At 35.4% G+C, this 24,752-nt stretch carries 26 protein-coding genes; 10 read left to right on the top strand and 16 right to left on the bottom strand.

Annotated features, from left to right (window positions below; all coding sequences use genetic code 11):
- Positions 1-543, top strand: a complete 543-nt coding sequence (locus GOQ16_RS00560; RefSeq protein ID WP_204987398.1) for a DUF420 domain-containing protein — start codon at positions 1-3, stop codon at positions 541-543.
- A 5-nt stretch (positions 544-548) separates the two neighbouring features.
- Entirely contained in the window at positions 549-1,004 is a 456-nt protein-coding gene (locus GOQ16_RS00565) for an ABC transporter ATPase (RefSeq protein ID WP_160066880.1), read from the top strand.
- Between the two features lie 54 nt (positions 1,005-1,058).
- On the opposite strand, the gene pckA is transcribed toward GOQ16_RS00565, so the two are convergent.
- The 3 genes from pckA to GOQ16_RS00580 form a co-directional block, all read right to left on the bottom strand.
- The gene (gene pckA / locus GOQ16_RS00570; RefSeq protein ID WP_160066882.1) at positions 1,059-2,672 is read right to left on the bottom strand and encodes a phosphoenolpyruvate carboxykinase (ATP); all 1,614 of its coding nucleotides are present in this window, start codon (positions 2,670-2,672) and stop codon (positions 1,059-1,061) included.
- A gap of 229 nt (positions 2,673-2,901) precedes the next feature.
- Complete coding sequence (locus tag GOQ16_RS00575) at positions 2,902-3,309, bottom strand: DoxX family protein (RefSeq protein ID WP_160066884.1); 408 nt, start codon at positions 3,307-3,309, stop codon at positions 2,902-2,904.
- 2 nt (positions 3,310-3,311) lie between these two features.
- On the bottom strand, positions 3,312-4,214 hold the full coding sequence (locus GOQ16_RS00580) for a S66 peptidase family protein (protein ID WP_160066886.1): 903 nt from the start codon (positions 4,212-4,214) through the stop codon (positions 3,312-3,314).
- Positions 4,215-4,362: 148 nt separating this feature from the next.
- On the opposite strand from GOQ16_RS00580, the gene metG reads away from it, so the two are divergent.
- Positions 4,363-6,432, top strand: coding sequence for a methionine--tRNA ligase (gene metG, locus GOQ16_RS00585; protein WP_160066888.1), 2,070 nt, complete (start codon positions 4,363-4,365; stop codon positions 6,430-6,432).
- Positions 6,433-6,493: 61 nt separating this feature from the next.
- Here the strand turns inward: metG and GOQ16_RS00590 are convergent, their stop codons facing one another.
- From GOQ16_RS00590 to GOQ16_RS00615, 6 genes are all read right to left on the bottom strand, one after another.
- Positions 6,494-7,147 carry a hypothetical protein gene (locus GOQ16_RS00590; protein WP_160066890.1) on the bottom strand — a complete coding sequence of 218 codons (654 nt, stop codon included), beginning with the start codon at positions 7,145-7,147 and terminating at the stop codon, positions 6,494-6,496.
- A gap of 74 nt (positions 7,148-7,221) precedes the next feature.
- On the bottom strand, positions 7,222-8,508 hold the full coding sequence (brnQ, locus tag GOQ16_RS00595) for a branched-chain amino acid transport system II carrier protein (RefSeq protein WP_160066892.1): 1,287 nt from the start codon (positions 8,506-8,508) through the stop codon (positions 7,222-7,224).
- Positions 8,509-8,519: 11 nt separating this feature from the next.
- Positions 8,520-9,359, bottom strand: coding sequence for a dihydropteroate synthase (gene folP / locus GOQ16_RS00600; protein WP_160066894.1), 840 nt, complete (start codon positions 9,357-9,359; stop codon positions 8,520-8,522).
- Between the two features lie 66 nt (positions 9,360-9,425).
- Complete coding sequence (locus GOQ16_RS00605; protein WP_160066896.1) at positions 9,426-9,905, bottom strand: DUF4920 domain-containing protein; 480 nt, start codon at positions 9,903-9,905, stop codon at positions 9,426-9,428.
- A 7-nt stretch (positions 9,906-9,912) separates the two neighbouring features.
- Positions 9,913-10,494: an L-threonylcarbamoyladenylate synthase gene (locus GOQ16_RS00610; RefSeq protein WP_160066898.1), complete on the bottom strand. Its 582-nt coding sequence runs from the start codon at positions 10,492-10,494 to the stop codon at positions 9,913-9,915.
- A gap of 12 nt (positions 10,495-10,506) precedes the next feature.
- A complete protein-coding gene (locus GOQ16_RS00615) occupies positions 10,507-11,328 on the bottom strand; it encodes a 2,3,4,5-tetrahydropyridine-2,6-dicarboxylate N-succinyltransferase (protein WP_149913893.1) in 822 nt (273 codons plus the stop codon).
- Positions 11,329-11,434: 106 nt separating this feature from the next.
- Between GOQ16_RS00615 and GOQ16_RS00620 the strand changes: the two genes are divergently transcribed.
- The gene (locus GOQ16_RS00620) at positions 11,435-11,842 is read left to right on the top strand and encodes an RNA-binding S4 domain-containing protein (protein ID WP_149913894.1); all 408 of its coding nucleotides are present in this window, start codon (positions 11,435-11,437) and stop codon (positions 11,840-11,842) included.
- On the opposite strand, the gene GOQ16_RS00625 is transcribed toward GOQ16_RS00620, so the two are convergent.
- Complete coding sequence (locus GOQ16_RS00625; RefSeq protein ID WP_160066900.1) at positions 11,843-12,409, bottom strand: hypothetical protein; 567 nt, start codon at positions 12,407-12,409, stop codon at positions 11,843-11,845.
- Between the two features lie 82 nt (positions 12,410-12,491).
- Positions 12,492-13,778, bottom strand: coding sequence for a citrate synthase (locus GOQ16_RS00630; RefSeq protein WP_160066902.1), 1,287 nt, complete (start codon positions 13,776-13,778; stop codon positions 12,492-12,494).
- Between the two features lie 220 nt (positions 13,779-13,998).
- Here GOQ16_RS00630 and GOQ16_RS00635 point away from each other — a divergent pair, with 220 nt between their 5' ends.
- On the top strand, positions 13,999-14,370 hold the full coding sequence (locus GOQ16_RS00635; RefSeq protein WP_149913897.1) for a BlaI/MecI/CopY family transcriptional regulator: 372 nt from the start codon (positions 13,999-14,001) through the stop codon (positions 14,368-14,370).
- A gap of 4 nt (positions 14,371-14,374) precedes the next feature.
- A complete protein-coding gene (locus tag GOQ16_RS00640) occupies positions 14,375-16,609 on the top strand; it encodes a M56 family metallopeptidase (RefSeq protein ID WP_160066904.1) in 2,235 nt (744 codons plus the stop codon).
- Positions 16,610-16,691: 82 nt separating this feature from the next.
- On the opposite strand, the gene GOQ16_RS00645 is transcribed toward GOQ16_RS00640, so the two are convergent.
- From GOQ16_RS00645 to GOQ16_RS00660, 4 genes are all read right to left on the bottom strand, one after another.
- The gene (locus GOQ16_RS00645) at positions 16,692-17,339 is read right to left on the bottom strand and encodes a carbonic anhydrase (RefSeq protein WP_149913899.1); all 648 of its coding nucleotides are present in this window, start codon (positions 17,337-17,339) and stop codon (positions 16,692-16,694) included.
- A 239-nt stretch (positions 17,340-17,578) separates the two neighbouring features.
- Complete coding sequence (locus tag GOQ16_RS00650; protein WP_160066906.1) at positions 17,579-18,214, bottom strand: carbonic anhydrase family protein; 636 nt, start codon at positions 18,212-18,214, stop codon at positions 17,579-17,581.
- Between the two features lie 34 nt (positions 18,215-18,248).
- Complete coding sequence (locus GOQ16_RS00655) at positions 18,249-19,817, bottom strand: SulP family inorganic anion transporter (RefSeq protein ID WP_160066908.1); 1,569 nt, start codon at positions 19,815-19,817, stop codon at positions 18,249-18,251.
- 126 nt (positions 19,818-19,943) lie between these two features.
- A complete protein-coding gene (locus GOQ16_RS00660; protein ID WP_223225190.1) occupies positions 19,944-20,303 on the bottom strand; it encodes a hypothetical protein in 360 nt (119 codons plus the stop codon).
- 195 nt (positions 20,304-20,498) lie between these two features.
- Between GOQ16_RS00660 and GOQ16_RS00665 the strand changes: the two genes are divergently transcribed.
- The 4 genes from GOQ16_RS00665 (at position 20,499) to GOQ16_RS00680 (ending at position 24,049) form a co-directional block, all read left to right on the top strand.
- Positions 20,499-22,046: a helicase HerA-like domain-containing protein gene (locus GOQ16_RS00665; protein ID WP_160066910.1), complete on the top strand. Its 1,548-nt coding sequence runs from the start codon at positions 20,499-20,501 to the stop codon at positions 22,044-22,046.
- 34 nt (positions 22,047-22,080) lie between these two features.
- A complete protein-coding gene (locus tag GOQ16_RS00670; protein WP_160066912.1) occupies positions 22,081-22,992 on the top strand; it encodes a nucleotidyltransferase family protein in 912 nt (303 codons plus the stop codon).
- Between the two features lie 66 nt (positions 22,993-23,058).
- A complete protein-coding gene (locus GOQ16_RS00675; protein WP_160066914.1) occupies positions 23,059-23,748 on the top strand; it encodes a TIGR02117 family protein in 690 nt (229 codons plus the stop codon).
- A gap of 85 nt (positions 23,749-23,833) precedes the next feature.
- Positions 23,834-24,049: a hypothetical protein gene (locus GOQ16_RS00680; protein WP_160066916.1), complete on the top strand. Its 216-nt coding sequence runs from the start codon at positions 23,834-23,836 to the stop codon at positions 24,047-24,049.
- Between the two features lie 41 nt (positions 24,050-24,090).
- Here the strand turns inward: GOQ16_RS00680 and GOQ16_RS00685 are convergent, their stop codons facing one another.
- Positions 24,091-24,684 (bottom strand): hypothetical protein, encoded by a 594-nt coding sequence (locus GOQ16_RS00685; RefSeq protein WP_160066918.1) that lies wholly within the window; start codon positions 24,682-24,684, stop codon positions 24,091-24,093.
- Positions 24,685-24,752: the final 68 nt, after the last annotated feature.

Consider the following 24,752-nt stretch of genomic DNA (forward strand, 5'->3'; position numbering starts at 1 on the left):
ATGGCAATGACAGAAGAAGAAAAGAAGTATAAAGGTATTATTTGGACATTATCTATTGTAGTGCCTTTAGCTGTAGCAGCATTATTTGGTATAAATTTGCAAAAAATGGGCTACGATGTAGAACCCTTATCATTTTTACCACCAATTTATGCGACAATTAACGGCTTAACAGCTGTCTTATTAGTATGGGCGGTATCAGCAATCAAAAGAGGCAATGCAAAATTGCACGAAAACTTGATCAAATTATGCATGGTTTGTTCTGGTTTATTTTTAATAATGTATGTGGCATATCACATGACATCAGTTTCTACACCATATGGAGGTGAGGGAGCTATTCGTTATGTGTATTTCTTCATTTTAATTTCACATATCTTATTATCAATTATTATTATACCTTTTGTATTGTTCACATTCGTAAGAGGTATTGCAGGAGCATACGAACGTCATAAAAAACTAGCGCGTATCACGTATCCGATGTGGTTGTACGTAGCCGTTACTGGAGTGATTGTCTATGTAATGATATCACCTTATTATACACATTAATAAAGATGAATAGAGTTTGGATATATCAAGCTGATAGATTCTTAACTGCGGTGGAAGTATCAGAAATTAGTGATTTAGCTCAAGGTTTTGTAGCTTCATGGACGGCTCATGGATCAGCATTAGCTGGAAAGGTTACGCTTATTGACAACCTATTTTTAATACTAGAAGTAGATGAAGAAGTAACAGGAGTGACTGGATGTTCTATTGATAAGTCAGTGCATTTTATACAAGTTCTAGGAGAGAAGTTTGGTATTGATTTCTTTGATAGAATGCGTGTGTCCTATATCGATGAAGAAGGCAAATTACAACTTGCAAGTCGTGACGAATTTCAGGCTTTAGTGAATAGTAATACTGTTAATGCAGAGACATTAGTTTACAACAATCTAATTCAAACATCAGAAGAACTTTCAACAAATTGGAAAATTCCATTTTCACAAAGTTGGCACAGTAAGGTCTTTTAGCAAGATTACATAGTAAAACAGGAAAGGATGTACGTGACGTACATCCTTTCCTATTTATAATGCAGTTTTCGGTGCTGCGGATAATATTTCTTCGCTTGCTTGATCCTCGTATTGCTTAAAGTTATTCACAAATAAATTAGCTAATGCTAATGCTTGTTTGTCATATGCCTCTACATCAGCCCAAGTTGTTCTTGGATTTAACACCTCCGGTGGAACACCAGGACAAGATTGGGGTTTCAATACTCCAAATATCACGTGTGGTACATATTCTACATTGTCCATATCACCACGCATTGCCGCATTTATCATGGCACGTGTGTATTTCAGGTTCATGCGTTTTCCTTCACCGTATTTTCCACCAGTCCATCCTGTATTGATTAACCATACATTTACTTCAGGATGTTGTTCTAATTTTTTGCCTAATAATTCAGCGTATTGTGTGGGATGCAACGGTAAAAAAACGCGCCCGAAACATGCTGAGAATGTAGTCTGCGGTTCTGTAATACCCACTTCTGTTCCAGCTACTTTAGCCGTATAACCCGAAATGAAGTGATACATGGCTTGTGCTTTTGTTAATTTTGAAATCGGAGGAAGAATTCCGAATGCATCGCAAGTCAAGAAAAATATATTTTTAGGAATAGCACCTAATGATGGTTGCTTTGCATTGGGGATATAATCAATAGGATAGGCTACGCGTGTGTTTTCAGTAAGTTTGGTATTTGAAAAGTCAACTACATTCGAGTTTTCGAAGAAAGTAACATTCTCTAATAATGCACCTTCTTTTATTGCTCCATAAATCTCTGGTTCTTTTTCAGCACTTAAATCTACTACTTTTGCATAGCATCCACCTTCAAAATTGAAAACCGAATTATCAGCCCAGCCGTGTTCATCATCACCAATCAATGAACGATTGGCATCTGCCGAAAGCGTAGTTTTACCAGTACCACTTAGACCAAAGAAAAGCGACACATCACCGTCTTTACCTTCGTTTGCAGAGCAATGCATAGGTAATACACCGTGTTCATGAGGAAGTATAAAATTTAGGACAGAAAATATTCCTTTTTTCATTTCTCCTGTGTAAGCAGAACCTCCTATTAAAATCACTTTTTTGGTGAAATTTACGATGGTAAAATTTGATGAACGTGTACCATCCATAGCAGGATTAGCTTCGAATTCTGGTATTTGAAGAATCAACCATTCGTGTTCAAAACGGGCTAATTCTTCTGAGCTTGGAGTTATGAAAAGATTGTTGCAGAATAGATTCGCCCAAGGAAGCGTATTAATTACGGTAACATTTATTTTGTAGCGTGGATCAGCTCCAGCATGACATTTTCTAGCCCAAATATTTTTTTTAGCAAGAAAGGAAGTCATTTTTTGAAATAAATTGTCAAAAATTTCTTCTGTAATTGGAATGTTTACATCACCCCAATCGATGCTTTCTGAAGTCAAGTCATCTTTAACAATGAATTTATCTTTTGGTGATCGCCCAGTGAATTTCCCTGTCTCTACACATAAGGCTCCTAAATCATTTTGCTTTCCTTGATTTAACTCTAACGTTTGCTGCGTCAGTTCGTCATTACTCAAATTCCAATAAACCTTTTGTGCTTGTTTTTCAATCTGGCTTATTGCTAATTTTATGGCTTCATTCCCTATTTCTATGCGCTCCATTATCATAATTTGTGAATTTATGGTACTAAGGTAGGGAGTTCATATAGGTCGGAATTAACCTCTATTATTTTTGCAAAAATTATTATATAATGCTGATTTCTTTAACTTTTTTATCCGTAAGAAAATGGATTTTTAATATTCAATATTGAAAAGCTCGAAAGACTTAATAAAAATTTAATTTGAGTTTTTTGAGTTATCAAAAAACTCAAATTAAAATGACAAAATATGTTTACTTTTTATCTAAACTGTATTTTCCTGCTCCTGCAATCGCTAGTGCGATAAAAATAAACATCAACTCCAAGGGGTGGGATGATTTAATAATTCCATCGCCATTTGCTAAGTGCGTAATGAAAGCAATCAACATGGTGAAAGCCAATACTAATGCTGTTGGACGAGTGAATAAACCTATAATAATTAATGCAGAGCCAATACATTCGGCCATAGTCGCCGAAAATCCCCAAAATGAAGTCATGAATGTTATACCTATTTTGTGCATAGCAGAACCTATTTTTTCCCAATTTTCAGGACCTTTCATTAATTTCGGAATACCATGAAAGGCTAACATCGAGCCTCCTATGGCAAGCCTTATTAGTAATAGTCCTACATCTTTTCGGATGTGTGTTGTTGATCGACTCATAATTAGTTCGTGTATTTAAGGTTTATATGATTTTCATTGATTGTTAATAAAACTTCTTTGCCGAACACTAAGGCGCGGTTATCTTCTATATGTCCAGCAGGAAATCCAAAAGCAACTGGATAATCGAACTCTTGTACCTTATCCATTATTATATCTTCATATCGCTGACCGAAAGCAGGTTCTGAGTCTTTAAGTTCGGTAAAGCCGCCAACAATTAAAGCCTGAAGCTTGTCCAATTTACCCGCTCGTTTCAATGTCCACAACATTCGATCAATATTATAATGCGATTCACCAACATCCTCTATGAATAGGATCTTACCATCATAATTCACATCAGAATTGGAAGCTAGAACACTGTGCAACAATGCTAAATTTCCACCTGTTAAAATGCCTTGCGCAGTTCCTGGACGATTTGGATATTCGTTATACGTATAGATAATGTCTATATTTCCACCAAAAAGCGCATTGTACAAAGTATCCATTGATTCTTTACTAGCATCCAAAAATGATTTTACCATTTGACCATGGATGGTCGGGATTTGAAATTGATTTTGAATATGGCTGTGAATTGCCGTTATATCGCTAAATCCAATAATCCACTTTGGATTTTTTTGGAAGCACGTAAAGTCAATCTTGTCAATGATCCGTACGCAGCCGTAGCCACCACGACCCGCGATTATCGCTTTGATTTCGGGATTGTCTAACGCATCTTGAAAGTCTTGTGCTCGTAATTCATCTGTGCCCGCAAATTGATTGTATTGAGAGGTGACAGAAGGATATATTATTAGCTCTAATTCCCAATTTTTCAATATGGAATAGGCTTCTGTCAAATCTGCACTGATATAACTTGCAGGACAAATAATGGCTATTTTATCTCCTTTAGTTAAGAAGGGAGGAGTATTCATATTCAATGTGTTATTGTGATTTTTTTCAATATAAATATTTCTTATCGATTTTTTGAATATTTTGAGTAAGGCTTATTTATTAAGGACAAATTGAATTATCTTTGTACTCTAATTTTTTCAAAAAGTTTCACCTTAAAAATACGATATATTGAGCAATTTGACTAAAAAACGTTATACGATTACTTCGGCTTTGCCCTATGCGAATGGTCCATTGCATATTGGTCACTTGGCTGGAGCATATATTCCGGGCGATATTTTTGTGCGCTTTTTGCGTCTGAACAATAAAGATGTGGTATATGTGTGTGGTTCAGACGAGCATGGCGCAGCTATTACGATACGAGCAAAAAAAGAAGGTGTTACGCCAAAAGAAGTTATTGATAAATATAATAAGCAGATCAAAGAATCTTTTGAAGAATTTGGTATTTCATTCGATATTTATCACCGTACTTCAGAGCCAATCCATCACGAATTATCCCAAGAATTTTTCTTGAATTTGTACGAAAAAGGAGAGTTCATTGAGAAATTTTCAGAGCAATATTACGACGAGGAATTTCACCAATTCTTAGCCGATAGATATATTACAGGTACTTGTCCACATTGTCAAAATGAAGGCGCTTATGGTGACCAATGTGAGAAATGTGGTACATCGTTGAGTCCAACGGATTTGATTAATCCAAAATCAACTTTAAGCGGTAAAACTCCGATTCTTAGAGAAACCAAACACTGGTACTTGCCATTGGATAAATACCAACCTTGGTTGGAAGAATGGTTGATTGAAGGTAAAAGGAATGAACTGAAATCGAATGTATTTGGTCAATGTTCTTCTTGGTTGAAATCGGGTTTGCAACCACGCTCAATGACACGTGATTTGGATTGGGGAGTGGATGTTCCTTTGGAAGAAGCGACGGGTAAGAAATTGTATGTGTGGTTGGATGCACCTATCGGGTATATTTCAGCGACAAAACAATGGGCTATTGACCACGGTAAGAATTGGGAAGACTATTGGAAGAAGCAAGAGAATTCTGAAGATGAATCTACGTTGATTCACTTCATTGGAAAAGATAATATTGTATTTCACTGCATTATTTTCCCTGCGATCCTGCATGCACACGGCGAATATATCTTGCCAGAAAATGTACCAGCTAATGAGTTTTTGAATTTAGAAGGCGATAAACTCTCGACTTCACGTAATCACGCAGTTTGGTTACACGAGTATTTGGAAGAATTTCCAGATAAGCAAGACGAATTACGTTATGTGTTGACTTCGATCCTTCCAGAAACATCGGATTCTGAATTTACGTGGAAAGATTTCCAAGCACGTATAAACAATGAGTTGGTTGCAATTTTGGGAAATTTTGTAAACCGTGTGATGGTGCTTTCGCACAAATATTTTGACGGTAAAGTATTGAAGGGTTCTGAATTCAATGAGACAGATAACGCTGTTTTTGAAGAACTGAAAAAATATCCTGGATTGATCGAGCAATCTCTTGGAAATTACCGATTCCGTGAGGCGTTAGCACATTTTATGAATGCGGCACGTTTAGGGAATAAATATTTAGCCGATGAAGAGCCTTGGAAAGTTTTCAAAACAGATGAAGATCGCGTCAAAACGGTATTGAATGTAGCGACACAAATCGTAGCTAACTTGGCTATTTTGGGTCAACCTTTCTTGCCAAAAACTTCAACTACTTTATTTGAAATGTTAGACTTACCTCAACAAAATTGGGATAAAGCAGGAACAGCTGATCTTATTGCAACAGATAAACAGTTGGGTGAAGTTCAAATGTTGTTTGATAAAATTACGGACGCTGAAGTAGAAGCACAATTGCAAAAATTGGCTGAATCAAAAGCGAGCAATGCTTTGGCAAATACAACTGTAGCGCCAGCAAAACCAAATATCTCTTTCGATGATTTCATGAAAATGGATATCCGTATCGGAACAATCTTAGAAGCAGAGAAAGTAGCTAAAACGAAGAAATTATTGAAATTAAAAATTGATACAGGTATCGACCAACGTACTGTCGTTTCGGGTATTGCTGAGTTTTTTGCGCCTGAGGATATCGTTGGAAAACAAGTTTCTATTTTAGTAAACTTAGAACCTCGTGAAATCAAAGGTATTCAATCGCAAGGTATGATCTTGATGGCTGAAGATGCAGATGGCAGATTAGACTTTGTAAATCCGACATCAGGTATTACAGTAGGAAGTTCAGTGCGATAATCTTTGGATTAAGTATAATAGAACAAAGAGCAAAGATCGTAATGTCTTTGCTCTTTTTAGTTTAGTCTTTTACTCGAACAAACGTATCAATATTCCTAAATCCATCCGAATTAAGAAATTTTTTGAATTGCTTTTTGTTTATATCGTAATTTATGGTACTTTTTGAAGTATCTTCAGGTGTTCTAGTTATTTCATTCAATAAATCAATATCTTCTTTACCTGAAATATAGGATAATGTGAGTATGTCTTTTTCTAAAGTCAACTTTCCAACGCTCCATTTCTTATCATTCTTATCTTGCCTATTGAGAAAATAATGTCCTTTGTATTTTTTCAAAACATGACCTTCTTTAAATTCGAATAGAGTATCAAGGTTCTGATATTTTTGAATAATGGAACCATCTGTTCGGAGTACAATTTCTCTACTTTTAGATTTACTATTTATCAACGTGTCAGCTGACAATTGATATATAGTGTCTAAAGAGTCTAGTAATGTCTCGATGTAATGGCTGTAAGATTGTGTTATTAATTGATCTGTTATAAATAAAGTTGTCGCAGAATCGGAAGATTGATAAGTACCTAAATACTTTTTATCAAAGCTATTTTCATTTTTCAGGTCAATAGGTTGGGGATCGTCGAATGTTGCAGTTGGTCCGCAGCTTATGATTATCAATGTAAGTAATCCACATATTGTGGATAAGGTGTTTAATCTGTTCATAACGGTTATTTTCTCTATATACTTTTAGGAGAATAAAGTAACCGTTATGAAAAGTAATATGTATGATACAAAAATTAAACAGAGGATTTGCTTTGATTTTTACTAATTATTAATCCGATTAAGAATCCAATAGCTGATGGAACAACCCAGCCTAAATCCACTCCAGCAAAAGGTAGTAATTTGTACAAATCAGCATTCCACCAATTCAGCATAATTCCTAAACTAAAGAATGCGACAATTGTAGAAGCGATTAAAGCACCTATATATGGAGCTTTACTTTTAATAAATCCGCCAAAAATAATTATGTAAAGAACCAACGTGATGGCTATAGGATATACGAAGGCCAATGGTGGGTAGGCAAATTGAATGATTTTATCGACCCCTAGAATAGCCAATAGTGCCGAGAAAACAGAACAAACGGTTACTAATAATTTATAACTTAATTTTCCACCTGTCAATTCGGAGAAAAAGGAACCTACAGCAGAAGTCAAGGCGATTGAGGTAGTCAAACATGCTAACGCAATACAAATTCCGATACCAACCATACCATAGTCTCCTAAAGTACTTTTAGCAATATGAATAAGCAATGCCGAGCGGCTGATTCCTTTGTCTTCGATACCTGAAGTTGCTCCTAAATATACAAGTCCTCCATAAATAAATATCAAACAAACTGATGATATAATGCCCGAAGAAATCACAACTGAACTTTTGTCACTCATTTTAGTATAGCCTCTTGCTTGCGCTGCTGCGATAATTATTCCAGCAAATACTAAGGATGCTAGCATATCTACAGTTTGATAGCCTTCGGTAAATCCGAATTTAAATGACTCCGTAGTACTTAATGTTGTCGATGCAAAATCTCCAGCAGGATTTATTATCCCTATTAAGATCAATGCAAAAAGAAGAACCAACAATAAGGGAGTGAGTATATTGCCGATAATATCTACCACTTTTGAGGGCGATATGCTCAAAGCCCAAGTGATTCCAAAAAATATAACAGAAAAAAGGATTGGACTGAAAGTAGGGAAATTTGGAGCTATTCCAATTTCAAATGTTGTCGCTCCAGTGCGCGGTATAGCAATCAGCGGACCGATGCACAGCATAATGATTGTTCCAAGAATCGAAGCAAGCAAAGGGTGTATGCGATTTCCCAAATCGTATATGGTATTCCCTGACTTTACAATAGAAAGAATGCCTAAAAAAGGTAATATAATTCCCGTTAATCCGAATGCGATAATAGTTATGAGCGTGTGATGACCGACTTGCAGGCCGATGAATGGAGGAAGAAGGAGATTTCCTGCCCCAAAAAACATCGCAAATAAAGCAAATCCTATGGTGATTGTATCTTTGTTTTTCGTCATTATAGATAGGTTTAGTATAATAAATGTATCAGTTGTTTTGCTTCTTTCACATCATGCACACGTAGGATTTGTACACCTCTTTCGAGTAAAATAGTATTCAATGCAGTAGTTGCATTTAGAGATTCTTGTGGATTGATACCAAGTTTTTTATAAATCATGGATTTGCGGGAGATACCTCCCAAAATCGGTAGCCCATGATAATGTAATTCATTGACACGCAACAGTAATTCGTAATTCTGTTCAATCGTTTTGGCGAAGCCAAATCCAGGATCCAGAATAATATCTTTAACGCCCAATTCTCGTAATTTGGCGATTCTAGTACCCAAATCCACAGCCACATCATTCACGATATCGTCGTAATCCGTGAGTTGTTGCATAGTTTCTGGTGTGCCACGCATGTGCATCAATATATAAGGTATTTGCAATTCTGCAACAGTTGCAAACATATCATCATCCAAAATTCCTCCTGAAATATCGTTGATAATATGTGCGCCAGCTTGAATTGCAGCTTTTGCCACATCAGCACGAAACGTATCAATTGATAGTGGAATCTCTGGGAATTTCTCAGTAATGGCTTCGATAATCGGGATCGCTCTATCTATTTCTTCTTGTGAAGATATAAGTGGCGCACCTGGCCGTGAAGAATAAGCACCAATGTCAATTATGTCTACACCATCCGCTATCATTTGTACTGTGCGTTTTAACGCATTTTCTAGTGAATTATGCATCCCCCCATCAAAAAATGAATCAGGTGTAACATTCAAAATTCCCATGATTAAGGGCTTTTCAAATGTCATCAACGTGCCTTTAATATTGATAGATTGACAAGGAGAGGTCTTCAGCTTATTCATACTTTGTAAAAATATAAAAAAGGCTGTAATATTCACTACAGCCTTTCCTCAATGTGGTATAAAATACTATTTTACAACCAAAACACCATCTGCTACGATGCTAATATCTGTTTTGGATTGTGTAATTTTAGCAATTTCTTCTTTGGTTTTGCCTTCATCTTCTGCATTGTGTTGCAATTGCTTTACAGAAAGCTCCTTTACTTTTGCTTTTCCTTCAACTACAACAGTTTTGCCAATAAGATCAGCAGGAACAAAATAACCGTAATCCGTGAAACGTACATTGATAGGATCAACCTCTCCAGCACGTTTCAAGGTTAAGAAACAACCTTTCTTTTTGCATACTCCGACTACTTCACCCTCTATTTTACCTGAATATTGTTTTTTGGTTTTTAAAGTGCTTTCAAGTTTTGCTACAGAAATAGCATCTTTGCTCGTGATAGCTTTTCCGTATTGAACACCTACTTTTGCAGGCTTAATGTCTTGTTGGGCAAAAGCTATAGCAGTCATCGCCATCAAAGACACACACAGTGTAATTAACTTTTTCATAGAGTTATTATTTACGTATAAATTCAAATTTTCCAGAAGGATCTAATTTCATTATTAGTGAAGGTTTCCCTTTAGAGGTATCATGTTGACCAAACTTAACGATATAATCAACACCATCTTTGATTTCATCAGAGATTTCATCAAAATTACCAGCAGATGATTGACCACTAATATTTGCTGATGTGGAAATAATAGGTTTTCTAAACCGTTGCAATAATTGTTGACAAAAAGGATGATTAACAACGCGAATACCTATGGTACCATCTTCAGCAATAGCATTTTCTGCCAAATTTTTAGCCCCAGAATAAATAATAGTTAATGGTCTTTCCGTAACTTCTATCAATTCATAAGCAACTTCTGGAATTTCGCGTACATAACTTGCCAATTGATTGTCATTATGCAGAAGAATCAACATACTTTTGCTTTTATCTCTTCCTTTCAAGGCAAATACTTTCTCTACCGCTTCTGGATTCGTCGCATCACAACCTATACCCCAAATCGTATCCGTTGGGTACAAAATGAGACCACCGTTTTTCAATGTCTCTAATGCTTGATTGATATCCTCTCTATCTACAAATGTACTGGCCATGTTGAAATTAGATTAAACAGCTACGTTGTGCTCGCGCAATGCATCATTCAATGATGTTTTCTTATCTGTAGATTCTTTACGTTGACCAATGATTAAAGCACAAGGCACTTGGTATTCCCCCGCAGGGAATTTCTTCGTATATGAGCCTGGTATTACAACCGAACGCGCAGGAACATAGCCTTTGTATTCTACTGGTTCTGGACCTGAAACATCGATAATTTTTGTTGACGCAGTCAAAACTACATTAGCTCCCAATACAGCTTCTGTTTCTACGCGAATACCTTCTACGACGATTGCACGAGAACCGACGAATACGTTGTCTTCGATAATCACTGGAGCAGCTTGTACAGGCTCTAATACACCACCGATACCTACACCACCAGATAAATGCACATTTTTACCAATTTGCGCACATGAACCTACAGTAGCCCAAGTGTCCACCATAGTACCTTCATCAACGAATGCACCGATATTTACGTATGAAGGCATCATGATTACACCTTTAGCTAAATAAGCACCATAACGTGCAGAAGCGCCAGGTACAACACGTACACCTAATTCTTTGTAGTTAGTTTTTAATTTCATTTTATCGTGATACACAAAAGGCGTGTTTTCAATGACTTTCATATCTCGAATTGGGAAATAAAGAATTACAGCTTTCTTGATCCAATCATTTACATGCCAACGGTTGCCAATTGGTTCTGCTACACGCAATTCACCAATATCCAGTTTCATAATGATAGTCTGTACAGCCTCAAAATATTCTTTATTGCCTAATAATTGTCTATCTTCCCAAGCTTCTTCGATTAATTTTTGAAGTTTTTGAATTTCCATTTTTTCTTTTATAAATCACTAAATACTAACTACAAATATGCTCATTTTTCTCGAAATGAATAGCCAATTAAGGTCATTATTTTGAAAGAATGTAGTATTTTTGGGCATGGCAAATGAATCTGAAAAATTACGTATTGACAAATATTTATGGGCTATTCGAGTTTTCAAGACGCGTAGTTTAGCAACCGAAGCCTGCAAAGCTGGACGTGTCAAATTGAATGGACAGAATATAAAGCCTTCATACGTTGTGAAGGTGGGAGATACATATGCTGTACAGAAAGGTATCGAACGTAAACTTATCTATGTAGTTGGACTTTTAGAGCGACGGGTGGATGCAAAAACTGCTGTGCAATTTTATGAAGATCGTACGCCTGTGGAAGAAACACATAGTTATAAATCAATGTTCCAGGCTCCGATTCTAAAACGTGATCGTGGAACAGGTAGACCTACAAAACGTGATCGACGTGAAATCGATGATTTGAAAGCGAGTGAATGGTGGGAAAACGAAGAATAATTACTTTATTATAATATCAATTATTCGTCGTCTGTTATCGATGTATTTCAGAATGGAATCACCTATTCCCACATTTCTTACATTAACATTATTTTCAAGAATAAGTTTTTTGGCTTGAGTGGTGTCACCTAATAGAAAATATGTTAGTGCTATTGACATGTTTTCGGCGGCAATTTTATTTTCAGGAAGTGTACCGATATGGTTTTGATGTCTAGTAAGAGCTTTTTTGTAAGTAAGTTGTGCTTCTTCAGTATCATCACCTAATTTCTCTAGTAGCATTCCTTTCATTTGTAGAGCTTCTGGGTATTCTTTCTTAGCTAATAATTCGTCTACTGCTACTTTTGCCTCTTCATATCTGCGTTGATCGATCAGAAGATTAGCTTTATTTTGAATAGGTAAATGATAGGACGAATCTAGGGCAATTGCTTCATCGAATAAGATTAAAGCGCTATCAGGGTTGGTAAGAAATAGCTGTGTAGCTTTGTTGTTCAATGCGATAGCCTCTTTTTTATAAGGGGAAGATGAAGTACATCCTATGAATATTATAACAGTTAATAGGCTTAACATTGATTTCATAACAAACGAAAATGGGATATAACTAAAAAGGCAGAACGTTACATTCTGCCTTTTCAATAATTATTATTGAAAATTATCTCTTTTCTAAATCGATATAAACGCTATCTACATCACCTGTGTATACTTGACGCGGACGACCGATAGGCTCTTTGTTGTCACGCATTTCTTTCCATTGTGCGATCCATCCTGGAAGACGACCTAATGCAAATAATACAGTGAACATTTCCGAGTTAAAACCTAACGCGCGGTAGATAATACCCGAGTAGAAGTCAACATTTGGATATAATTTTCTGTCAATGAAATATTGATCTTCTAAAGCTGCTTTTTCAAGACCTTTTGCGATATCCAATACAGGATCATTGATACCTAATTTCTCCAATACATCATCTGCTGCTTTCTTGATGATTTTAGCACGAGGATCGAAGTTTTTGTATACGCGGTGACCGAATCCCATCAAACGGAAAGGATCGTTTTTGTCTTTCGCTTTGTCTAAATATTTTTTTACATCGCCACCATCGTTTTTGATGTCTTCCAACATCTCAATTACTGCTTGGTTAGCTCCACCGTGAAGTGGTCCCCATAAAGCATTGATACCTGCCGAAATAGAAGCGTATAAATTCGCATTAGAAGAACCTACGATACGTACTGTCGATGTAGAACAGTTTTGCTCGTGGTCTGCGTGTAAGATTAATAAAACGCGCATAGCGTCAAGTACTGCATCATCAAAGATTTTATCGCAGTTCACTTCACCAAAGATCATGTTCATGAAGTTGTCGATATAACCTAAATCTTTTTTAGGATATACAACTGGATGACCTAATGATTTCTTTTGAATCCAAGAAACGATTGTTGGCATTTTACCCAACAAGTTTACGATCGTTTCGTATTCTTCTTCTTCGTTTTGATTTGGATTTAATGATTCTGGATAGAATGCCGATAAAGCACCAACTAAACATGAAAGTTGACCCATAGGGTGGGATTTCGATGGAAAACCAGCGAAGAAATTTTTCATATCTTCGTGTACCAACATTTTCCCTTTGATATCAGATCTGAATTTTTCTAAAACTTTTCTAGATGGTAATTCGCCGTATATCAATAAGTAAGCAACTTCTAAGAAAGTGGATTTTTCTGCTAATTCTTCAATTTTATATCCACGGTATTTAAGAATACCTTTTTCGCCATCCAAAAATGTAATTGCACTTTTAGTAGCGCCTGTATTTTTGAATCCTGGGTCTAAAGTAATATATCCTGATTGGTCTCTTAATTTTGAAATATCAATAGCTTTCTCGTTCTCCGTTCCTGTGATTACAGACAACTCGATCGTCTTGCCATTTAAAGTAATAGATGCTGTTTCCGACATAATCAAATTTCTTGTATATACACAAAAGTATAAAATTCAACAAGAAAAACTAAACTTAAAACAAGTTTAAATGACATTTATCAGTCATAAATCGTAAACTAAATAATTCATTAACTATCTGATTATCTATTTCCGTCAAAAAGTGTTAAATATTTTACGAAAAATTTGTTATTCTACGAAATGTTCGTAGATTAGTGTTGTGAAATATAATCATGACGATATGAACTTAGAGAAATTAACGATACAAGAAGAAGAGGCAATGTTATCCATTTGGCAATTGAATGGTGGTTTTGTGAAAGAAATATTAGATAATATGAAGCCAGAAGAACAAGTGCCGTACACTACACTTGCTTCTACAGTCAAAAACTTAGAACGTAAAGGCTATGTAAAGGCTGTTAAATACGCAAATGCCAAACGTTATGAGCCACTTATTTCATTGGAGGATTACCGCGCTAAATTTATGAATTCATTCGTGGGCGATTATTTCAAAAACTCGTACAAAGAAATGGTTTCATTCTTTATCAAGGAAGAGAAGCTAAGCGAAAGTGAATTGAAAGAAATTCTCAACATGATTAAGGACAATAAATCTTAAAGAGATGGAAAATCAACTAACCTACATACTTCAAGTAAACCTTCTTTTAGCGTTAATCTTTTTGGGTTATTATTTCTTATTGAAGGGTTTGACTTTTTACGCGTTGAATAGGGGGTACTTTGTCTTAGGGAGTCTGTATGCATTTGCGTACCCGTTTATCGATATTAAATCTTGGTTTACGAGAAACGAAGTTATGCAAACTGTGCTACCACCAGAATTAATGCCGACATTCGATATGTCAGCTACTAGTACTAGTCAAATTACATTGTTGGATGTCATTATCACGGTTGTAGTTATTTTGGCGGTGTTATTTGTATTTAAATTGCTAATGCAGCTATTTAGTTTGTTGCGAATTCACTTACATTCCAAAAATTCTTCTTGGCAATCCTATTTCTTTCGCAATGTAGTTTTTCCAATAGTTCCTTTTTCCTTTTTCAATAAAATATATATACACAAAGAGCAACATCAGGAAACTGAATTGCAGGATATTTTCGCGCACGAAATTGTACATGTGAGAGGCCATCACACGGTAGATATTTTGTTGTTCGAAATCATATTGGTGGTTTGTTGGTACAATCCCTTCGTATGGTTAATGCGCAAAGCCGTACGTCAAAATTTAGAATTCCTGACCGATCAACAGGTGCTGAATAAGGGCGTGGACAAGCAAACCTATCAATATTCTCTATTGCATGTCACGCGACAAGGTGTTGCGGTGGGCATGAGTAATCATTTTAATTTTAAAACCCTAAAAAAGCGCATTATGATGATGAACAAAAAGCGCTCTTCCAAATTGGAATTGAGCAAGTATGCTTTCTTACTGCCAGTTTTTCTGATCGCGGGAATGTCTTTTACAGTAAGTAAAGCCGAAAATAATATTGAGAAAATAGTTGAGAAATCACAACAAACTACTGTAATATCTGAACCTTTGAATGTGAAATTAAAGGGTGAAGTTGGTGAATTGTTAAAGAATACGATTGGTACGGATATTATATCCGTTGACACAAGTCAACAAATTTATAATGCGGATTATCCGTTAGCTCCTTCAACTTTTAACAAAGAAGAATTGAGAGGTAAGAATCTCTATTTCAAAATTGATGAGAAGTTAGTGTCATTAGATGAATTTTATGATTTCTCTAGATCCGACATTTATGCAGTAGATATTTATACCGATAAAGAGTATATACGGAAGAAGATAGGCAAAGAAAACGCAGAAGGATATTTTGTGATTACTTCGCGTGATTGGATTGCGAAAAATTATCCCGTAGAGCAGTTGCAAAAGATGGTGAACGATGGAAATGAACGTGGCCTTACTTTTACAGTAGAAGAAAATGGTAAAAAACGTGTAATAAAAGGTCAATCTGCTGATTTTGAAGCTTTGAAAAAGTTAGCTCCTTTCTATGATTACGAATCTTCAAAGAATAAGAAAAATGCTCAAACTAATGAGAAGTTTGATTTGACTTTTATGAAATCAGATACTTCTAGTCCAATAAAGCTAATTTTCAAAGATAATCTAGGTAAGGATATTATATCGTCAAGTAAAAGTGGCGCATCTGTTATTCTTTCAAATCCAGATTTAAAACCTCTTTATGTAGTGGATGGTAAAGTAAGCACAGGAGAAATTGTAAGATCTTTGAGTCCAGATAACATTGAATCTATTTCGGTATTAAAAGATAAAAGTGCCACAGCGATTTATGGTGATAAAGGAAAGGATGGGGTTGTGGTGATAAATACTAAGGATTACGACCAAAAGAAAGTTAATGTTAAAATCAAGGAAGCAATAACTAGAGAAATTGAAAATGAGCGTCAGAAAAATGAAGTTTTAGTAGTAGGTTATAAACAGGAACCTCAATCTAAAATAGAGCTAAAAGGAGTCATTAATGGAATTTCAATAGATGATGCTTCTTTAATTAATAAAGAAAAACGTGTAAATTTTAATTCTTTTCAAACGAATAAGCCTTTGATCATTGTTGATGAAAAGGAAATGGAGAGTAATTTTGATTTGAATTCTTTAAATGTAAATAATATTCAGTCAATTTCTGTGTTAAAGGATCAAAGTGCAACAGCCTTATATGGTGATAAAGCAAAAAATGGAGTTATTTCCATTCAAACAAAAGGTAATGATCAGAAAGAGGTAGTAGTGACAGGTTTCAAAATCGATAAATCACATACAGATTCAAGCAAAACTATGTCAAATGACAAGGTGAAAGAAGTTGTAGTTACAGGGCACAAAAAGAAATAAATATAATTCCAAATTCTAAATTATATAAAAAGGGTTTGAACATATTTTCAAACCCTTTTTTAAGCTATACAAATTCAGCTTCCTATTTATAAGCGAATACTTCACCAAGATCTTCGTTGCTTGTAAAAGTACAGCCTAAGTCAGTTAATTCACCTGTACCAATATTGATAACCATTCCATGAACCGCTAAATCGTCGCGATCTTTCCAAGCATTTTGTACGATTGAAGTTGTACATAGGTTGAAAACTTGCTCCTGAACATTCAATTCAATAAGACGATTTACTTTATCTTCGTGATTTTCGATAGCATCAATTTCAGCAGCATGCAAACGGTAAACGTCTTTGATATGGCACAACCAGTTGTCAATTACACCAAATTGTTGACGGCTCAAAGAAGCAGCTACACCGCCACAACCGTAGTGACCTGCAATGATTACGTGTTTTACTTTCAATACATTAACCGCATAATCCAATACAGATAACATACTCATGTCAGAGTGGATTACCATGTTTGCAATATTACGGTGTACAAATACTTCACCTGGTTTTTTACCTGTGATTTCATTTGCCGGAACTCTACTATCCGCACAGCCAATCCACAATACTTCTGGACTTTGACCTTTTGCTAATTGTTGAAATCTGCCTGATTCGTCTTGTTTTACGAAATCAACCCACTCTTTGTTCCCTTGTAATATTTTTTTAAATCCTAATTCTAATTCTTTGTTACCCATTTTAATAATTATTAGGTTTTTTTTGTTTGAATATACAAATTACCGTATTTATTATTAATAATTCGAATCTTCGATGTGATAATTTGTGTTTTTGGAAATTTATTTACAAGGCATTGTAAAAGGTATATTAGAACAATAAAGCAGTAGCAAAATTAAATTACTACTGCTTTATGATGTATTTTACTTCTCCAGTTATTTTTTGCGCAGAAAGAATAACCTATTGAAAAGTGTAGTTCAAATTATATCCAGCTTACCACACCAGTTTCTACATTATAGTTCGCACCTATAATTTTGATCTTTCCATCTTTTTCCATTTTATTCAAAGTGTTACTTTGATTGCGGATATCTTCCATTGTTTGTTTTACGTTTTGAACGTTTAATCTTTCCAACAAATCCTCATTTTTAGAAGAACGCTCTTCTCCGTCCTCAAGAATATTCTCAATGATAGGATTGAAATGACCAACTAAATGGCTAAGATTATTCATCTCCGTCTGCTGGATTGCAGCCGCATCTAAACCTCCTTTTAATGCACCACATTTCGAGTGTCCTAAAACAACGATTAATTTAGAGCCAGCAACGTTACAAGCAAATTCCATAGAACCTAAAATATCTTGATTTACAAAATTTCCGGCAATACGAATACTGAAAATATCTCCTAATCCCTGATCAAATATTAATTCTGCAGAAGTACGACTATCTATACAGCTTAAAATTACGGCAAATGGCCACTGTCCTTCTCTCGTATCATTTACTTGAGATAACAAGTCTCTATTAGCTTTTAAGTTTTGAACAAATCTATCGTTACCAATTTTTAATATTTCAAATGCTTTATCTGGAGTAATTGTCGCTTGAGTTTCTAAAGTATGTGCCTTCATTATATATTTTTAATTTGTTATTGCTTGATAAATATTATACTATTTTCTGTAGTTTGTTTTGTTTGGTGCGTGCTGTCTTGCGTTTGTATGTCACGTCATTCAGCTCGATTTCAAGACCTTTGCTCATAGCATTCTGTTCAAAATCTTTTAACACTTCTAATACATCTTTATCAATAAATTTACTGTTCTCGCCATTGATGATTACCTTATCAACGTATTTTGGTAGGCTATATAGCTTTTGCTGGATTGGTACTTTATTTAAGAAAGAAACCTCTTCTGCCAAAGTTAATACCGCAGTTTGCTCTTCAGTGATTTCAAATTTATAGGCGTTTTGCATATTTGCACGCAAGATGTAAAATGTAGCTACTAGGATACCAATACCTACACCCATTAATAAATCTGTAAATACAATCGCTACAACAGTTGTTGCAAATGGAATAAATTGATCTAATCCTTTGCGAAACATTTGTTTAAATAAAGCAGGTTTAGCTAGTTTGAATCCTGTGTGCAAAAGAATCGCTGCCAAACATGCTAATGGAATTAGATTGATAATTGCTGGAATTGCCATCAATGCAACTAATAACCAGATACCATGGAAAATTGCGGATTGACGTGTACGACCACCAGAGTTTACATTGGCTGATGAACGAACAATAACGGATGTCATTGGAAGACCACCTAGAAAACCAGAAGTCATATTACCTACTCCTTGAGCAACTAATTCTCTATTTGTTGGCGAATTTCTTTTGAATGGATCCAACTTATCCACAGCTTCTAAGCTTAATAATGTCTCCAAACTTGCAATAATTGCCAAAGTGAAGGCAACTATCCAAACTTCTTTATTTGCAATTTGCGTGAAGTCTGGGAAAACAAATAATTGTGTAAACTGTGCTATAGATGATACTTCCGGTATGGAAACATAATGCGATGGAATTAACGCCATTTCGGTACCTTGAAAAGCAAAGCCTAATCCTACCCCCAACAATACCACCACAAGTGGTGCAGGCATTTTGTTCAAATATTTAATAGATGGCCAAAATATAAGTATTGCCAACGATAAGAAACAAATGATTGTGGCTCCCCAATTCACACTTGAAAAGATGGTGTCCGTATATGCAGCAATGCCGCCTCCGTTATCCAATTCAAATGCGTGCGCTTCTGTCATTCCAAATGCCAAAGGCAATTGTTTTAAAATTATCGTAATACCAATTGCTGCAAGCATTCCTAGGATTACAGATGATGGAAAATAATTTCCAATCATACCTGCTTTGATAATTCCCAGAATTAATTGAAGCACACCAGCAATAACGACTGCTAATAAGAAAGTTTCGTAAGCGCCTAATTTCTGAATTGCTCCAAAAACAATAACTGTTAATCCTGCAGCAGGTCCAGATACGCTCAACGGAGAACCGGAGATAGCACCTACCACTATTCCTCCAATAACACCTGTTAATACTCCAGCGAATAATGGTGCTCCTGATGCCATAGCAATACCTAAACACAAGGGTAAAGCGACTAAGAATACGACTATTGACGCTGGTAAATCATATTTTAAGTCCCTTTTCGATAATTTAAGAAAAGCGGACACACGAGTTCCAAACATAATAATTTATGATAATTGTTGTTGTTTATTTATTAAAAATCAAGATTGAAAATGCCATCTCATTAAGAATATGTCTTAATAAGGGTTAATACCTTGGCAAAGCCAAATAAAAACGATAAAAATAAACTAACAGTTCGGAGGCGGGGTCGGAACTCTTGGATGGAAGCTGCAAATGGATTTTTCGTTTCTTAAATAATTTCTTTGCTTGCCACTATTTTCTACGGCAGGATTGAAACTTAAATCTATTGCGTCAGGTTTAAAAATCTTTATAGAATGCTCATGCAAATCTTCATTGCTTGAGTTTGCATTTTTAGCACCAAGTTCTATTTCAAGTTGCAGGACAACCTGTAAAACCGTGCCTTTGTCAAGCATATTATTAAAAATGGGTGTAGCGGAAATAAGCATCTTCGTAAAGAAGACAAAAAAACAAAGCTTTGCAGCTATGATTCTTTTTCCCTTATCAAACATTGCAGATTTTCCTTTCATACCCTACAAAAATAACTTTTCTCACAAAAAAAACAAGTGAAAAAGGAATTTTGTTGTGAAATTGTGACAAAAACAAGATAAAATTTCAAATAATTTCAATTTTAGAAATTAAATTCTTGTTAAAGTGATGGTTATAATTTGATCATAGGGATTTGTATATTTATTTCTAAATTAGAAAATCTTATTTTTAAACTAATGAAACAGGAATTCATCAATAAAATCACAACTTCATATAGTCCGAAGGGAGAGTATATTCAATTAGGCTCTGGAATACTAAATGGGGAAGTGGTAACGGACGCGAAGGTAAATTTGGCCTTAAAGATGATGAATCGTCATGGTCTGATCGCAGGAGCTACGGGTACAGGAAAGACGAGAACATTACAATTGATGGCAGAACAGTTGTCTGACAAGGGTGTCCCTGTTTTCATGCTGGATGTAAAAGGTGATTTGTCTGGGTTAGCTGAGCCAGGGAAGACTAATGATGCTCTAATAGAACGAGGCAATGCTGTAGGTATTCCTTTCGAACCCTCAAATTTTCCTATTGAAATATTTTCACTGACAGGCAAATTGGGAGCTTCCATGCGTTTGACAGTAGAAGATTTTGGTCCAGTGATGTTAGCACGAATTTTGGATTTGAACGATACGCAATCTGGGGTCTTAAGCGTTATATTTAAATATGCGCAAGACAACAATATGCCGATTGTTGATTTTGATGATATAAAACGATTGCTATCTTATTTGTCTGAAGGTGCAGGAGCCGTTGAGATTAAAGATGATTATGGAAAGATAAGTTCGGCAAGCTCGGGTGCTATTTTACGTAAGCTTGTCGCAATAGAACAACAAGGCGTGGCTCATATTTTTGGAGAAAAAGAATTTGATATTCAAGATTTGTTCGGAAGAGTAGATGGTAAAGGTGTGATTACATTATTAAATATTTCTGATATTCAAGATCAACCCGTCTTATATTCGACTTTTCTATTGAGTTTATTAGCACAGTTATTCAAAAAGTTACCCGAGGCAGGTGATCTAGATAAACCTAAGTTGGTATTCTTTTTAGATGAAGCACACTTGTTGTTTACTGATGCGCCGAAAGCATTTTTGGCGCAAATAGAACAAATTATTAGACTTATTCGATCGAAGGGAGTTGGTGTGTTTTTCTGTACACAAGCCGCTACAGATGTTTCTGAAAGTGTCTTGAGTCAATTGGGTAATCGCATTCAACATGCGTTACGGGCATTTACACCTAATGATGCTGAGAATTTGCGAAAAACTGTCAAAACCTATCCAACATCTCAATTTTATGAGATTGACAAAATATTGACTTCTTTGGGTACTGGGCAAGCGTTAGTGACTGTGTTAAATGATAAAGGTATACCGACTGAAGTGGTCGCTACGCATTTGGTACCTGCACGAGCTGTAATGGGACCTTGTACAGCACAAACATATAATCAAATCACACAATCCTCGGAATTCTATAGCAAATACCAACAGCGGGTCGAAAGACGTACAGCAGCGGAAATAATAGAAGAAAAAGAAGCACATGACTTGCAAGTGGAAGCGCGTGAAAAAGCTCAAGCAGAGGCAGCAAAACAATCCTCAAAATCAAGTTCTTCAAGCTCGAGAAGACAATCTCCGTTAGAAGCAGCGCAGACACAAGCTAGTCGAACATTAGCACGTGAAGGTGTAAAACTTTTAGGTAAATTGGCAACAGGATTATTGAACACATTCTTTAAAAAGAAATAGTATATTTGCGGAATTTAATTATTTACTAAACAATATGGAAAAACCTACTTTATTAGTGCTTGCAGCTGGAATGGCAAGTCGTTATGGATCATTGAAGCAAGTGGACGGATTCGGGCCACACGGTGAGACAATCGTCGATTATTCTATTTACGATGCAATTCAGGCAGGTTTCGGAAAAGTAGTATTTATTATTCGTCAGGAATTTGAAGAAATGATGCGTGCTAAATTTGATGCTAAATTAGCAGGTAAAATAGATGTGGATTACGCTTTTCAAGATTTTGATTTGACTAAATTTGGCGTAGATCGCGTCATCGAACGTTCTAAACCTTGGGGTACAGCACATGCGGTAATGAGTGCTAAAGATAAAATTAATGGTCCATTCTGTGTAATTAATGCAGATGATTTCTACGGTACAGATGCATTTCAGAAAATGGCTAAGTTTTTAACAGCGGATGTCTCAGATAGCAATATGTCGTTAATGGGATTTGAAGTAGGAAATACAATGTCTGATTACGGATATGTATCTCGTGGTGTATGTGAAGTAAGTCCAGAGGGTAATATGGACTCTGTAACTGAACGTACAAATATATATTATAAAGGCGAAGGTGAAGACCGTAAAATTGTATTTAATGAGAATGATGTAGAATACGATTTGGATCCAAAAACTCGTGTTTCAATGAATTTTTGGGGTTTTACGCCTAAAATTTTTGACGTATGTCTCGATTTATTTCCAGCTTTTGTTGAAGCTAACGCCGATAATCCCAAAGCAGAATTTTTTATTCCATCAATTCCAGATCATATGGTGAAAAATGGAATGGCTGATTTCAAAGTTATTCCAACATCGTCTAAATGGTTTGGTGTGACGTATCCGGAAGACAAACCGATTGTACAAGAAAGCATTTCGACATTAATTGCTCAAGGAGCTTATCCTGAAAAACTTTTCTAAACAAAATTTGTTTTGAATACTATATAAAGTGCAGAAGTTTTTTGCACTTTTTTTATGACTTAAATTATGAGATTTTTCAAAATGGTACTGCTGTATATTTTAGGTATTTTGGTGTTATTTGTAGCGTTGTATTTTGCCGCGGATGCAATCTTGTCGCGCATTCCTGCAAACTCACAATCTTCTGCTAGTACGGAAACGCATTACAACATCTATTTGCTATCCAATGATGTGCACACAGATATTGTATTCCCCGTGCAGACAGATTTGTTTGATTGGAATGAAGTATTTCTGACTTCTGATACAAAAAGTAAAGATACTAACTACAAATGGGTTGGAATTGGTTGGGGAGACAAAGGATTCTATCTCAATACACCCGAATGGAAAGATCTAACTGCCAAAACAGCATTAGTTGCTGCATTGGGAATAGGAGAAACAGCATTGCATGTGACCTTTCATCACAGCGTAGTTGAAGATAAGTTATGTTATAAAATTGAAGTTAGTAAAGATCAATATCAAAAACTGATTGAACATGTGCTTGAAAGTTTAGAAACTAAGGAGGACAAAAAGCCTATCTATATTGAAACTAATGCCCAATATGGTGATACCGATGCTTTTTATGAAGCACTGGGTTCTTATAGTATGTTCTATTCTTGCAATACTTGGACTAATATTGCACTCAAAAAGGCCGATCTTCCGTCTGGTATCTGGACGGTGTTTGATAAAGGGATATTACGGTGGTATGGGTACGATAAGTAGCTAGCGATTTGTAACAACTCTTTTATATCTAATATTTTAATTATAAAGGTTTTATGATTTATATTTGGGTAATAAATCAAACCATATGAACTTTTATCCACTTTTTGGTCGTTTAGGACGAATTATAATTGCGACTGTATTATTTGTTTCAGCTGTAAATTATGTTCAAGAATCTCTGTGCGATATAAAAGTTGTTGAAATTGCTAAGAAGATAGAAGGCGAATTTTCTATTCAATTTGATGAGATTGGTGTTAAATTGGCTTTAAATGATAGTACCTTTATATTAAAGGTTGAAGCTTAAGAAATGATTATATTAAAGATAAATATGAAAGCTCGAATCTATTAGTTTTCGAGCTTTTCTATTTTTGTAATTTTAATGCCTGTAAAGCAATCACCTTGACATCCATTAGGTACATATCCCGCTAAGGAAATTAATCCATTATTATTAGTTTCGAAGTGTATTTGTGCATTTGCTCGTTTAATCAACCATTCTTCTTTAGCTTTATCATAAATTTGGTCTAAAGTCCATATGTTTAAGGGGGCTTCCATTGTGCCTAATTGGTCTTTTTCCTCTACCCATTCTAATTTAGAAATCAGATTTGCAATCGCCTCATCGGTATAATCAGTAGCTTGGAAAGCTAATCTTGCTGATTCTTCTGTCCAACCTGTTTCTGGACGTTTATTGTTGCCAATTTCTTTGAACATAAAGGATCGTTTTGTTACCACCCCTTCAACAATTTCAAATGTATACTCGCGAACAATCCCATCATAATACGATTGTACAGTTGTTTTATATGTATAGGTGTTCTTTGTTTCCTTTTTAAATTTTTGAAAAGTGGCATAGCTTTTTTCAAAATCATTTTGATTCTCCAATTTATCTTTACAACAACCAATTAGTATCAGTGTAAAGAATAGGAAGTGAAGGAGTTTGTTCATAATTGTAAGTTTATATTAATATAACGAAGAGATACTTAGACTGCTACAATACAAAAAAATCCCCTAAG

Source organism: Sphingobacterium bovisgrunnientis, assembly GCF_009829085.1.
GTDB classification, from domain to species: Bacteria; Bacteroidota; Bacteroidia; order Sphingobacteriales; family Sphingobacteriaceae; genus Sphingobacterium; species Sphingobacterium bovisgrunnientis.